Below are 14065 nucleotides of genomic sequence, written 5' to 3' on the forward strand. Positions count from 1 at the left end.
GCCCTTATTGTTTATTTTTTACATTTATCCAACAATTCTTTTGCATGTTCAATTTGCTCTAATACAACTTTAGTTCCTGTACCACCATAAGAAAGTCTTGCGTCTATACAAGTTTCTAAAGCAATTGCTTCATAAATATCTTCTTGGATATTTTCATTAAATTGATGGAATTCTTCCATGCTAAGCTCTTCAAGCATTTTTCCGTGTTTAATACAATAATTCACAGCTGAACCTACTATACTATGAGCTTCTCTAAATGGTATATTTTTTCTTACTAAATAATCAGCCATATCTGTGGCATTTGAAAATCCTTTTGCAGCTGCTGCTCTTGTATTATTAGCATTTACTTGCATTTTTTCTATCATAGGAGTTATAATTTTTAAACTTGCCATTAAAGTATCCATAGAATCATAAACTTGAGCCTTATCTTCACTCATATCAGTATTATAAGCTAATGGAATACCTTTCATAATAGTTAGCATTGCCATAACATTACCATACATTCTACCTGTCTTACCACGCATTTTTTCAGCTACATCAGGATTTTTCTTTTGAGGCATTATGCTTGAACCGGTACAAAAATCATCACTTAATTCTATAAATTTAAAATCTTGACTTGAAAAAAGTATAAGCTCTTCACAAAAACGACTAAGGTGCATGAAACACATTGCAGCAATAGCAGTAAATTCAACCATGTGATCTCTATCACTTACACTATCAATGCTATTTTCTGTTGGTTTAGTAAAGCCTAGTTCTTTGGCACAAAAATGTCTGTCTATATTAAATGTAGTTCCACCAAGTGCAGCTGCTCCCAAAGGACACTCATTCATTCTTTTATATAAATCTTCAAAACGAGAATAATCCCTACTTAACATCCAAAAATATGCCATAATCCAATGTGAGAAAAGCACTGGCTGGCCCGTTTGTAAATGTGTATAACCTGGCATAATAGCTTTGATATTTTTTTGAGCTTGATGGATAATTTCTTCTTGCAAAGTAGTAATTTGAGTTAATACTTCTTTAATAACAGCTCTCATATGCATTTTTGAATCAAGTGTAGTTTGGTCATTTCTACTTCTTGCAGTATGAAGTTTTCCACCTACTGGACCTACGATTTGTGTCATTCTTTTTTCTACAGCCATATGAATATCCTCATCAGCTATATCAAACACAAAAGTACCATTTTGAATTTCTTCTCTAACTTGTTCTAAGCCCTTAATGATAGTCTTTGCTTCATCGTCTTTTATAATACCTTGTTTTGCAAGCATGGTGCAGTGAATTATACTACCTTGTATATCAAAAGGAGCAAGTCTTGGCTCAACTGGTAGTGAAGCAGTATATTCTTCAACTAATTTATTTGTAGGTAAATCAAAACGCCCACCCCATAATTTTTCTGTTTTGTTAGACATTTGTTATCCTTTCATTAAAAAATTAGGGGTAATTTTATTTGAATTTATTTTAATTTAGCTTAAATTTTTTATTTCTATAATAAAAAATTTTAAAAATTTATAATTTAATAATAGAATTTTTTGATAATTTTAAATAAATAAAATATATTTTTAATATATTATAAATTATTAACTATTTTTTGAAAATTTTTAATACACTAAAAGCTATTTTTTTAAGAAAACTTTTTTTAGAATTCTTTGTTAAAAACTCTACTATATCTCTATGCCCAAACATCAACGCAAAAGTAAAAGGTGTCATACCAAGACCATTGTTTTCATCAATATTTGCTCCATGTTCTACCAAAAGCTTACACATAGGTAAATATCCTTTAAAACACACCCCTGCTAATGGAGTTTGCCCTCTATCATTTTTCTCATCTACCCTAGCATTATTTTCTAGTAAAAACTTAGCACATTCATAAGCATTATGATAACTTGCAAGCATTAAAAGACTATCGCCTTTATGATTTTTTAAATTCACACTCAAACCTGCTTCTATCATAATCTTTAAATTTTGTAAATCATTTTGTCTTGCGTAATCAAAAGCCATAGTGCAAAGCTCTTGAATTCTTTTTTCTTCTTCATTACTAAACATATTTTTCCTTTATAATCTTTAGTTTGCCACTTTTAAAGTGGCAAGTAAAAATTACATTTTCAAAGCTTTTTTAACGCCATTTGCATATTCACTTGAAATTTTTTCAAAATGACTTAATGCTCTAGCAATAATTTTTTCATCAACCCCACTCATAGAAGCAGCGATATTTTTAAATAATTGCTCTTTTTGATCTTGATTCATTATATCAAACAAGGCTCTTGGTTGGGTATAAAAATCATTATCAAGTGGAGCATATCTTTGCGCATTACCTTCAAGTGCTAAGTCAGGCTCTAGGTAATTTTTATCTTCTTTTGGACTATCATCATAACTATTTGGTTCATAATAAGCAAGGCCATTTTTGTAAGTGTCAAAATTCATAGCACCTGCTACATTATAAGTATTTACTTCACTTTTTGCACGATTAACTGGTAATAAATGATAATTTGTCCCTATGCGATATCTGTGTGCGTCAGGATAAGAAAAAATTCTAGCTTGCAACATTTTATCAGGACTAAAACTAATACCAGGAACAATATTGCTTGGACTAAATGCAGCTTGTTCTACTTCATTAAAGTAATTTTGTACATTTTTATTAAGTACTAATTCGCCTACTTCAATTAAAGGCACAATACTATGTGGCCAAACTTTAGTTAAATCAAAAGGATTAAAACCTAATTTTTCTGCTTCATCTTCTTTTAAAACTTGAATTTGGAAAGTCCATTTTGGAAAATCTCCTTTTTCAATAGCTTCATATAAATCTCTTTGATGACTTTCTCTATCATTTGCTATTAAATTTGCCGCTTCTTCGTTGGTTAAATTTTTAATACCTTGCTTGGTTTTAAAATGAAATTTCACCCAAAATCTTTCGTTTTTATCATTAATCAAACTATAAGTGTGACTTCCAAAACCATGCATATGACGATAGCTTGCAGGAATTCCTCTATCACTCATTAAAATAGTAACTTGATGTAAGCTTTCAGGACAAAGGCTCCAAAAATCCCATGCAGCATTATTGCTTCTTAAATGAGTTCTTGGATCTCTTTTTTGAGTGTGGATAAAATCAGGAAATTTATATGCATCTCTTATAAAAAATGTCGGAGTATTATTACCTACTAAATCCCAATTTCCTTCTTTAGTATAAAATTTAATAGCAAAACCTCTTACATCTCTTTCTGCATCAGCTGCACCTGCTTCGCCTGCAACGGTTGAAAATCTTATAAATAAAGGTGTATTTTCTCCAAGCTGTAAAACTTTTGCCTTGGTGTATTGAGAAATATCTTTAGTGATTTTAAGCTCCCCATAAGCACCGCTCCCTTTTGCATGAACAGTTCTTTCTGGAATTCTTTCTCTATTTTGATGGGCAAGTTTTTCTAACAAAATATAATCTTGCATTAAAAGTGGACCCTTAGCACCTGCGCTTAATGAATTTTGATTATCGGCTATGATATTTCCGAAATCATTGGTTAGTTTTTTCATCTTTTCTCCTTTTTATAAATAATAATTTTTATTATTTGATAAATTATATCCCTATATTATTAAAATAAAATTAAACAATAAAAATTATTATTTTTGAAAAAATAATCTTTTTTTAAGCATAATTATTTTTATTTTGTATTAAAATTGTTGAAAAATAAGAATAAGTACTCTTATTTTAAATATTTTTACTACAAAATTAATAAAACAAGGAGAGTTTAATGGATAAAGAAACAAGAACTTACTATATTAAATTAGTGAAATTTCTTGCTGATGCTTTGGGAAGAAATTATGAAATAGTTTTGCATGATGTAAGTGAAGATGGTACTAATATAGCAGAAATAGCTAATAATCATATTAGCAAAAGAACTATAAATTCACCTCTAACAGGCTTTGCTATTGAAATGATTAAAAACAAAATCTATTTAGAGCGTGATTATATAACACATTATAAAACTTCAGCTAAAAGCTCACAAGTAATGTCAGGCTCTACTTTTTTTATTAAAAAAGATGAAAAACTTGAAGGTTTGCTTTGTATTAATCATGATACTTCAGCATTTAAAAAAATCTCTGATGAAATTTTAAATCTTGGAAATATTTATGATAATTCTTATGAAAGTCCTGAACAAGAAAATAAAGAATACATAAAACTTGATTTAGAAGAAATCGTTGAAGATATTACGGGGATAGATATTGAAAGTTTTAAAAATAAAAGTTTAAAACCGAAGGAAAAACAAAAAATGATAGCTAGTTTATATGAAAAAGGCGTATTTAATGTAAAAGGTGTTATTCCTAAAGTTGCGGAGCTTTTAAATATTTCAGAACCTAGTGTTTATAGACATTTACAAAAGATTAAATAATCATAATTTAAAAAAAATATAATTTTTGATACAATAACATTTTAAAATTTTATAAAAGGAAAAATATGGCTGATGATATGATGGATGAACAAGGTGAATCAAAGAAAAAAGGCGGGAATACTTTAGTAATCATTATCGTTGTATTTTTATTTGTATTTTTACTTGTTATTGTAGGAGCAATTGCTTATCTAATGTTTAGTGGCGGCTCTGAAGAAAATCCTACCCCGCAAACCGAAGAAAGCGCACAAGTTGCACAAGCTCCTAAAAAAACAAATGCAGTAGCAGCTAGAGGGAGTGATTATGCAAATATTGGCGTGATGTATCCTTTAGCACCTTTTACGCTAAATTTATTAAGTGATGGTGGATCAAGATATGTAAAATGCACCATTCAACTTGAACAAAATGTTGAAACATTAACTCCTGAACTTGATAAAAAAGTTGCTATTATTAGAGATATTATCATTAGAACTTTAACATCAAAAACCTTTGAAGAAGTAAGCACTACAAAGGGTAAAGAAAGATTAAAAGATGAATTAACCGGCAAGATCAATGAAGTTTTAACTGATGGTTTTATCAAAAATATTTATTTTACCGACTTTGTAGTATCTTAATGATAGGCTGTGACATAGTCGTATGCTCTCGCATAGAAAAAATTTATGAAAGACATAAAACGCTTTTCTTGGATAAATTTTTGTCCAAGAAAGAGCAAAGTTATATAAAAAATATCAACACTCTAGCCGGATTTTGGGCTATTAAAGAAGCTGCTTCTAAGGCTTTAGGAGTTGGAATTTCTAAAGAATGTTCTTTTTTTGACATCATCATCTCTAAGGATGATAAAAATGCTCCGCACATTAGTTTTTCTCAAAAAGTCATGCAAGAATTCAAAATTAAATCAGCAAGTGTAAGCGTAGCACATGATGGGGGTTTTGCTATAGCAGTAGTAGCTATAGAAACTAAGCAAGGTTAAAACCTTGCTTTTACATATAAAGCCCACCGTTGACTTTTAAAATTTCCCCTGTGATATAAGAAGAATGATCACTTAATAAAAACGCCACAGCTTGAGCTACCTCACTTGCATCTGCAAAACGCTTTAAAGGGATATTGTTAATATAATTTTGTTTTATTTCATCACTTAAAACTTCAGTCATATCACTTTTTATAAAACCTGGGGTAATGCAGTTATATCTTATATTTCTTGCTGCACCTTCTTTAGCAAAAGATTTTGTTAGAGCTATCATACCGCCTTTACTAGCACTATAATTAGTTTGGCCTGCATTTCCCATTTCTCCAACTATAGAAGCGATATTTACAACCGCACCAAAACGCTTTTTACTCATAGTTTTTAATGCCTCTCTACAACCTAAAAAACTTGAATTTAAATTAGCATTAATCACTGAAGAAAAATCATCCATACTCATTCTAAGTGCTAATTTATCATTAGTAATACCTGCATTATTAACTAAATAACTAAGCTCACTATCACTTTCTACTATAGTTGCAATAGCGCTTGTAAATTCTTCTTCAACACTTGCATCAAATTTAATCACAGCCGCACAACCACCACTTTTTTCTATCTCTTCTTTTAGTGCATCAGCAAGCTCAGGCTTACTTCTATAATTAATCCAAACTTTTAAGCCATAACTTGCTAATTCTTTGGCTATTGCTGCACCTATACCTTTACTTGCACCTGTTATTAAAACATTTTTTCCACTAAATTTCATTGTTCTCCTTTAAATTAAAATAAAGCCTCATCCATTTCTTTTGGGATAGGTAAGTTTAAAATTTTAAGCACGCTTGGTGCTATATTACTAAGCCCCATGCCTTCTTTAAGCTTTTCTACTCCTTTAGCTTCGACAAAGGCAAAAACATCAAAGGTTGTGTGATTAGTGAGCATATTTTCTTTTTCATCCCTCATCGCTTCACAGTTTCCATGATCTGAAGTAATAATAAAAGCATAATCATGCTCTCTTGCTTTAGCAATAACCCTACCTAAACACTCATCTACACATTCAACCGCACTAATCGCAGCTTCAAAATCACCCGTATGTCCTACCATATCACCATTTGCAAAATTTACTACGATAAAATCCATACCACTTTCTATACCCTTAAGCACCTCATCTGTGACTTCTTTAGCACTCATTTGAGGTTTTTCATCGTATGTTTTTACTTTAGGGCTTGGAATTAAAATTCTTGTTTCATTGCATTCTAATTCTTCTTTTCCCCCATTAAAGAAAAAGGTTACATGAGCATATTTTTCTGTTTCAGCTGTGTGAAGTTGGCTTAAATTTGCATTAGCTATCACAGAAGCTAAAGTATTATTTAACTCTTCTTTTTCAAACATCACAGGTAGTTTAAAACTCTCATCATACAAACTCATAGTAATGGCATTTTTTATAAGCACTTCTTTTGGAAATTCATTAAAACTTTCTTGGGTTAAAGAAGCGACTAATTGACGCATTCTATCATTTCTAAAATTGATAAAAATCACACCATCTTCAGCCTTAATTCCATCAAAGTTTTGACTAATAACTGGGGTTAAAAACTCATCTGTGATATTTTCATCATAGTTTTTTTGTATAAATTGCACAAAATCATCACACTTTGGTGCCTTAGCAAATAAAGCATCATAATAAGACTTAACCCTATCATAGCGCTTATCTCTATCCATAGCATAAAATCTTCCCGATAAAGAAGCAAAATTAACCCCTTCTTTTTCGCAAAATTCCTGTAAAGATTTTATAAATTCTAAACCTGAATTTGGAGGACAATCCCTACCATCACTAATTGCATGCGCAAAAACTTCTTTATTTTCTTGCTTACAAATTTTTAAAAGTGCATTAAAATGTGTATGCATAGAATGCACCCCGCCATCACTATAAAGCCCTATAATATGCACTCTTTTGCATTTTTGCAACAATTCTTTTAAAGCCTTATTATCTTTTAAAGTGTCATTTTCTATGGCTTTATTTATCTTGACTAAATTTTGATAGATTATGCGTCCACTACCTATACACATATGCCCTACTTCGCTATTACCCATTTGACCTTCAGGTAGGCCAACTGCCAAGCCACTTGTTTTTATCAAAGCATTAGGGGTATTTTCAAAAAGCTTATCATAAGTTGGCTTTTTAGCATGAAAAAAAGCATTATAGTTTGAATTTGTATTATGTCCTATACCATCTGTGATTATCAAAATACATTTTTGACTCATTTTTTACTCTTTTTTATAATTTATTTATGTGATTTTACTAAAATTATGCTTTTAAAAAACAAATACAAGGTTAAAATTTTGCTTTATCTTACAGAATATACAAATTATATGTTTTTTTCTTATATTAGCGTGCGTGCTGGTTTTGCATTTTTTATCGCTTTGTTTTTGAGTTTGTATTTAATGCCAAAATTTATTAAATGGGCTCAAAATAAAAAAGCAAATCAACCTATTTATGAATACGCTCCACAATCACACCAAGCTAAATCTCATACCCCTACTATGGGTGGGCTTGTTTTTATCTTTGCTACTATCATAGCAAGTGTTTTAAGCGCTGATTTAAATAATAGTTTTGTAATCGTTGGATTATTATGTTTAGTACTATTTTGTACTATAGGCTTAGTTGATGATTTGGGGAAAATTTTAAAAAAAGACAATCACGCAGGATTAAGTCCAAAAATGAAACTTCTAGGGCAATTTAGTGCTGCTTTTATCTGTGTTGGATTATTGTATTTATTTGATATAAATACTGAATTTTATTTACCTTTTTACAAACATGCTATTTTTGATGGTGGTATGTTTATGTTGTTTTTATGGATTTTAGTTATTGTATCAAGCTCTAATGCTGTAAATTTAACCGATGGGCTTGATGGTCTTGCAACTGTGCCTTCTATATTTTCTCTTTTAAGTCTTGGTGCTTTTTTGTATTTAAGTGGAAATGCTATTTATAGTTCTTATTTATTCTTACCTAAAATTCAAGGTCTAGGAGAACTTGTGGTATTAAGCGCGGCTTTAGTTGGTGCGCTTATGGGATTTTTGTGGTATAACTGCTATCCTGCACAAGTTTTTATGGGAGATAGTGGGAGTTTAAGCATAGGGGCGTTTTTAGGCTATCTTGGTATAGTAAGTAAAAATGAAATTTTGCTTTTGCTTATAGGTTTTGTATTTGTTTTAGAAACTATTTCAGTGATTTTACAAGTAGGAAGTTTTAAAATCTTTAATAAAAGAGTATTTAAAATGGCACCTATTCATCATCATTTTGAAAAAATAGGCTGGGTGGAAAATAAAATCATCGTGCGTTTTTGGATGATAGCCTTACTTGCAAATATCATTGCATTAATTAGTATAAAGTTAAGATAATGAAAATTTCACTTTTTGGATACGGAAAAACAACTAAAGCTTTTGCGCAGCGTTTTGGAAATTGCGATATTTATGATGATCATTTTGCAAGTATAAGTAAAGATGAATTTAACAATACACTTTTACCGCCTTGTGAATTTAATCCTTTAAAAAGTGACTTAGAAATTCCAAGTCCTGGCTTTCCAAATGATCATTCTCTCATACGGCAAGCAAAAAATTTAAGCAGTGAGTATGATTTTTTTTATGATGGCATGCCAAAAAGTGTTTGGATAAGCGGAACAAATGGCAAAACCACCACCACCCAAATGACACATCATCTTTTAAAACACATCAATGCACAAATGGGAGCAAACATAGGAACTCCTTTAGTACAAATGGATATTAGTGCTAAATTATGGATTTTAGAAAGTTCATCTTTTTCGCTTTTTTACACCAAAGTAGCTAAACCTGAAATTTATGCACTTTTACCTATCACGCCCGATCATCTTTCTTGGCACAAAAGCTTTGAAAATTATGAGCAAGCCAAGCTTAGCGTGCTTGAAAGAATGAATGAAAATGATGTGGTAATTTTACCTAAAAAATATGAGGCTTATCCAACTCATGCTTATGTTATAAGCTATGAAGATGAGCAAGATTTAGCTAAAAAAATGCAAATTGATTTAGAAAAAATTCATTTTAAAACCCCATTTTTGCTTGATGCTCTTATTGCCTTAAGTATAGAAAAAATCATACTAGATCGTTGCTCTTATGAGCTTTTAAACGAGTTTAAGATAGAAAAAAACAAACTTGAAGAAATATTTGATCATAAAAATAGACTTTGGGTAAATGATACTAAAGCAACTAATCTTGATGCTAGTTTAGCTGCTCTTAAACGCTATAAGGATAAAAAAATTCATCTTATCATAGGTGGGGATGATAAGGGAGTGGATTTAAGCGCTTTATTTGTTTTTATGAAAGAGCTTGATATAGAGCTTTATGCCATAGGAAAAAGCACCAATAAAATACTTGATTATGCTAAAAATGCTAATTTAAAAGCACATTTTTGTGAGTTTTTACCTAAAGCGGTAGAAAAAATCAATCAAAACTTAACTAATGATGAAGTAGCCCTACTAAGCCCTGCTTGTGCAAGCTTAGATCAGTTTAAGTCTTATGAAGAAAGAGGAGAACTTTTTAAAAAATGTATTCAAGAATTAAGCTAAATCTTTTTGAATGCAAAATTTTAAAAACTCACATAAATTTATAAATTTATTGCTTGGTTCTTTATTTTTATGATAAATCAAGCAAAGCTCTCTTGAAATTTTAAAATTTTTTAATCTTACTTCAAATAAACTTTTAGCTTCGAGCTCTTCTTTAACACTAAATTTAGGTAAAACTGCTAAAAATTTACCTTTTTTAGTCAACTCTTTTATCATAGCAGTTGAGTTTAACTCATAAACCAAATTAAGCTTTACATCTTTAGGCAAAGCATTTAAAAACACTTCTTTTGCACCTGAACCTTGCTCACGACTTAGCCATTTAAAATCCTTTAATTCATCTATGAAAAATTCTTTTTTGAAGTCATTTTTACTCACCACAATAAGCTCATCATCACAAATTTTAATCTTTTTTATATCCTTATCTTTGCAAATACCTTCAATTAAACCTATATCGATTTCTTTATCTAAAATATCTTTGATGATATTTTGACTATTATCCAAAGACAAATTTAACTTGATATTTTCCGCCTTTTGATCTAAAAAAGTTCCTAGTAAATAAGTGCCTACATTTTGACTAACTTTCATACTTATTTCATAGCTTTGATCATCTTGCATTGCTTTTTCTATGCGTTCAAATTCTAAAATCAAAGGAGTAATTTGTTTTAAAAAAAACTTTCCTTTTTCATTTAAGCTTAAAAATTTAGCATTTCTATCAAAAAGCTTGGTGTTTAAACTTTTTTCAAGTTCAAATATAGCTAAAGACAAAGCAGATTGAGTTATATTTAATTCTTTAGTACAAGCTCTTAAATTTAAATTTCTACACAAGGCTTGAAAATATTTTATTTGTTTAAAAGTCATAAGCACTCTTTTGATAAATATTTTTAATCATTATATCAAATAAAATTAATTTTACTTATCACAAAAAAATCATTAAGATTACAAAAAACAAAAAAAGGAAAAATTCATGTATAAAAATATATATAAACATAGAAAATTTGAAGCTTTTTTACTGCTTTTTACTCTTGCTTTTTGTGCTTTTGCTATTTCTGAGCTTAATTTTTTTAAAAATCTTGGAATTTCAGCTTTAATCATAGCCGTGATTTTAGGAGCTTTAATAGGAAATTTAGCTCATCAAAATGCAAATTTACTCAAAAAATCAGGAGTTTTAGGCATAGCAACAAAAGAAATTTTAAGACTTGGAATTATACTTTATGGTTTTAGAATTACTTTTAATGATTTAGAAAAAGTTGGATTAAATGGGATTTTGCTAGCATTTTTAGTGGTATTTTCTACCTTTTTTATAGGGCTTTTGTTAGGAAAATTATTCAAACTTGATCTTAAAGAAAGCATACTTATAAGTAGTGGCTCAAGCATTTGTGGAGCAGCTGCTGTGATGGCTAGTGAAAGCATTGTTAAAGGTGGCTCTGCTAAAGTTGGCGTAGCAGTTTGCACTGTGGTTGTGTTTGGAACTTTAGGGATGTTTTTATATCCTTTGGCTTGGAATTTAGGTTGGTTTGATTTTTTTAATTTAAAGCAAATGGGGTATTTCATGGGAGCAAGCTTGCATGAAGTTGCACATGCTGTTGCAGCAGGTGAAGCTGTAAAAGCAGGAGATGGTGCTGTCATAGAAAAAATGATGCGTGTTTTAATGCTAGTGCCTTTTTTGATTTTCTTAAGTCTTTTTTCATTGAAATTTCTAAGTAAAAATAATGAAAAAATCTCCATTAAAGCAAATATTCCTTATTTTGCTTTGTGGTTTTTATTTGCATGCGGTATTAGCTCACTTGAAATATTAAATACAGATTTTGCGCTTAACTATATAAAACCAAGCATACAAACTATAGACACACTTTTGCTTTCTATGGCTATGGTAGCTTTAGGAGTAAATATCCATAAAAATGTTTTAAAAAATGCAGGTTTTAAACCATTTTTAATGGCATTTTTTCTTTTTATATGGTTAATCTTTATATCAATTAGTTTTATTTTATTATTAAATTTATAAATACATGAAAATTCTTCATGTATTTATTTTATAATCTTTAATCAAAATAGATTAATGTTAGCGAATTAACAATAAAGGTTTTTTAGCCTTAGTTAAAATATCATTTGTCAAACTACCAAATAAAATACTTTTTACCCAGTGATGTGAGTAAGCCCCCATAATCAATAAATCTATATCATTTTGCTCACCAAAATCAAATAAAGCTTGAGTAATCTCTCCACTTAAATGCTGTGTTTGCACATTTAAATTTGCTTCTTTAAAAATTTGACCTACTTGAGCTAATAACTCACAAGAAGCTTTTTCATCTTTAGAAACATTTACTACATAACGCTTTGCTTCTTTAAAAATAGGTCTTTTAATGGCTTGTTCTATGGCCTTTTTAGCTAAATTACTCCCATCATAAGCCATCATTACACTTTTAATCTCTTTAAAAGCAGAATTTACAAGCAAAATAGGCACATTTAAAGCTCTTACTAATTCTTCTGTATGAATACCTATTTTGTTTTTCTTACCTCCGCCTTTTAAACCTGCTATGGCTAATCTTATTTGATCATTGTATTCTTTTAAAACTTCTTCTAAGTCTCCATCTCTTTGCACACTAAAGCATTCTTTTACGCCTTGTTCTTTTGCATAAGCACAAAATTCTTCTAAAATTCTTTGCCCTTTTTTGCAAAGATTTTCATTTTTTTGACTTTGCTCTTCTACCAAATCTTCAATCACACATCCACTAGCACCTATTCCAAAACTACAAGCTAATTCAGCATTAGTAAAATTTGGTTCTATAGTGTATAAAAACATTAAAGGTAAATCTAGCTTTTTGGCTAAATACACCCCATAATGCAAACTTTCCCTACAAGGCTCTAAAACATCCACACAAACTAGAATTTTTTCCATTTAATATCCTTTTGTAGTATTAATCTTGTGCTTTTTGTGCTATTAAAACACCTTCTATAATTTTTTTAATATCCCCATCTAAGATATTATCAACCTGTGAAAAAGCTTCATTTGAGCGTGTGTCTTTGACTTGTTGATAAGGAAAAAGCACATAAGAGCGGATTTGATGACCCCAACCTATCTCACTTTTTTCACTTGAATTTGCTTCATCTTGTTGTTTCATAAGCTCAAGCTCATAAAGGCGTGATTTTAACATTTTAAAAGCAGTTGCTTTGTTTTTATGTTGGCTTCTATCATTTTGACATTGCACTACTATACCACTTGGCATATGAGTTATACGCACCGCTGATTCAGTTTTATTAACATGCTGTCCACCTGCCCCGCTTGCTCTATAATAATCAATCCTTATATCTTTTTCTTCAATTTCTATTTCTATATCATCATCAAGTTCAGGTGAAACCATCACACTAGAAAAACTCGTATGGCGACGCCCTGCACTATCAAATGGAGAAGTTCTTACTAAACGATGAATGCCATTTTCAGCTTTTAAATACCCATAAGCATTTTCACCTTTTACTAAAAAGCTAACATCTTTAAGCCCTGCTTCTTCGCCTTCTTGAAAGTCAAGTGTTTCCACTTTAAAACCTTCTCTTTCACAAAATCTCAAATACATCCTATAAAGCATACTAGCCCAGTCATTACTCTCCGTTCCGCCTGCACCTGGGTGAATGGAAACTATAGCATTTTTACCATCATTTTCTCCGCTTAAAAGCATAGAAATTTCAAGATTTACAATAAGATCTTCTAGCTTGTTTGCATCTTCAAATAAAGCTTCTATGGTATCTAAATCATTTTCACTATTAGCAAGATCAAAAAGCTCACTTGCATCATTTAAAGCATTATTTGCATTTTCATAATTTTTAAGTAAATTTGAAATTTTAGTTTTTTCTTTACCTATAATGCCTGCTTGTTTTACATCACTCCAAAAAGAAGGGGAGTTTTCTAAATTTTCTATTTCTTTTAATCTTGCTTTTATCTCTTCAGGTTTAATAATAGAAGCGATATTTCCAACTTTGTTTTTTAATTTTTTTAAAAGTTCGCTGTATTCGTAATTATCCATAAAAATTTTCTTTCTAATTTTGATATAATTTAATCTTATAATTTTAGCAAATTTAGCAAAAATTAGAAAGAAATTATTTATTTTTGCTTAAATTCTCTCTTCAACTTCCTAATTTCAAATAGCAAC

Annotated in this window: 14 protein-coding genes; 6 read left to right on the top strand and 8 right to left on the bottom strand. The window is 30.1% G+C overall.

What is annotated here, in order from left to right; all coding sequences use genetic code 11:
- Positions 1-11: 11 nt before the first annotated feature.
- The 3 genes from argH to L8X97_RS07080 form a co-directional block, all read right to left on the bottom strand.
- Positions 12-1409: an argininosuccinate lyase gene (argH, locus tag L8X97_RS07070; RefSeq protein ID WP_263662948.1), complete on the bottom strand. Its 1398-nt coding sequence runs from the start codon at positions 1407-1409 to the stop codon at positions 12-14.
- Between the two features lie 172 nt (positions 1410-1581).
- Positions 1582-2043 (bottom strand): ankyrin repeat domain-containing protein, encoded by a 462-nt coding sequence (locus tag L8X97_RS07075; RefSeq protein WP_220566807.1) that lies wholly within the window; start codon positions 2041-2043, stop codon positions 1582-1584.
- Between the two features lie 51 nt (positions 2044-2094).
- The gene (locus L8X97_RS07080; RefSeq protein WP_263659425.1) at positions 2095-3519 is read right to left on the bottom strand and encodes a catalase; all 1425 of its coding nucleotides are present in this window, start codon (positions 3517-3519) and stop codon (positions 2095-2097) included.
- Positions 3520-3737: 218 nt separating this feature from the next.
- Here L8X97_RS07080 and L8X97_RS07085 point away from each other — a divergent pair, with 218 nt between their 5' ends.
- The 3 genes from L8X97_RS07085 (at position 3738) to acpS (ending at position 5343) form a co-directional block, all read left to right on the top strand.
- Positions 3738-4376, top strand: coding sequence for a transcriptional regulator (locus L8X97_RS07085; RefSeq protein WP_220566805.1), 639 nt, complete (start codon positions 3738-3740; stop codon positions 4374-4376).
- A gap of 65 nt (positions 4377-4441) precedes the next feature.
- A complete protein-coding gene (fliL, locus tag L8X97_RS07090) occupies positions 4442-4987 on the top strand; it encodes a flagellar basal body-associated protein FliL (protein ID WP_133319594.1) in 546 nt (181 codons plus the stop codon).
- Entirely contained in the window at positions 4987-5343 is a 357-nt protein-coding gene (gene acpS / locus L8X97_RS07095) for a holo-ACP synthase (RefSeq protein WP_263662949.1), read from the top strand. The genes fliL and acpS overlap by 1 nt, the downstream gene beginning before the upstream one ends.
- Before the next feature lie 10 nt (positions 5344-5353).
- On the opposite strand, the gene fabG is transcribed toward acpS, so the two are convergent.
- Both fabG and gpmI read right to left on the bottom strand, forming a co-directional pair.
- The gene (gene fabG / locus L8X97_RS07100) at positions 5354-6097 is read right to left on the bottom strand and encodes a 3-oxoacyl-ACP reductase FabG (RefSeq protein ID WP_263662950.1); all 744 of its coding nucleotides are present in this window, start codon (positions 6095-6097) and stop codon (positions 5354-5356) included.
- 14 nt (positions 6098-6111) lie between these two features.
- Complete coding sequence (gene gpmI / locus L8X97_RS07105) at positions 6112-7590, bottom strand: 2,3-bisphosphoglycerate-independent phosphoglycerate mutase (protein WP_263662951.1); 1479 nt, start codon at positions 7588-7590, stop codon at positions 6112-6114.
- 78 nt (positions 7591-7668) lie between these two features.
- On the opposite strand from gpmI, the gene mraY reads away from it, so the two are divergent.
- Together mraY and murD are read left to right on the top strand one after the other, a co-directional pair.
- A complete protein-coding gene (gene mraY / locus L8X97_RS07110) occupies positions 7669-8727 on the top strand; it encodes a phospho-N-acetylmuramoyl-pentapeptide-transferase (protein ID WP_039625318.1) in 1059 nt (352 codons plus the stop codon).
- A complete protein-coding gene (gene murD / locus L8X97_RS07115; protein WP_263659428.1) occupies positions 8727-9926 on the top strand; it encodes a UDP-N-acetylmuramoyl-L-alanine--D-glutamate ligase in 1200 nt (399 codons plus the stop codon). The genes mraY and murD overlap by 1 nt, the downstream gene beginning before the upstream one ends.
- Here murD and L8X97_RS07120 read toward each other — a convergent pair.
- A complete protein-coding gene (locus tag L8X97_RS07120; RefSeq protein WP_263662953.1) occupies positions 9918-10781 on the bottom strand; it encodes a LysR family transcriptional regulator in 864 nt (287 codons plus the stop codon). The two genes, murD and L8X97_RS07120, sit on opposite strands and share 9 nt — an antisense overlap.
- A gap of 106 nt (positions 10782-10887) precedes the next feature.
- Between L8X97_RS07120 and L8X97_RS07125 the strand changes: the two genes are divergently transcribed.
- The gene (locus tag L8X97_RS07125) at positions 10888-11925 is read left to right on the top strand and encodes a YeiH family protein (RefSeq protein ID WP_263662954.1); all 1038 of its coding nucleotides are present in this window, start codon (positions 10888-10890) and stop codon (positions 11923-11925) included.
- A 57-nt stretch (positions 11926-11982) separates the two neighbouring features.
- On the opposite strand, the gene L8X97_RS07130 is transcribed toward L8X97_RS07125, so the two are convergent.
- Together L8X97_RS07130 and prfB are read right to left on the bottom strand one after the other, a co-directional pair.
- Positions 11983-12819: a universal stress protein gene (locus L8X97_RS07130; RefSeq protein ID WP_263659431.1), complete on the bottom strand. Its 837-nt coding sequence runs from the start codon at positions 12817-12819 to the stop codon at positions 11983-11985.
- Between the two features lie 19 nt (positions 12820-12838).
- Positions 12839-13939, bottom strand: coding sequence for a peptide chain release factor 2 (gene prfB / locus L8X97_RS07135; protein WP_039642502.1), 1101 nt, complete (start codon positions 13937-13939; stop codon positions 12839-12841).
- Positions 13940-14065 lie beyond the last annotated feature (126 nt).

Origin of the sequence: Campylobacter sp. CNRCH_2013_0671h (genome assembly GCF_025773055.1) — a bacterium.
Taxonomy (GTDB): domain Bacteria; phylum Campylobacterota; class Campylobacteria; order Campylobacterales; family Campylobacteraceae; genus Campylobacter_D; species Campylobacter_D lari_D.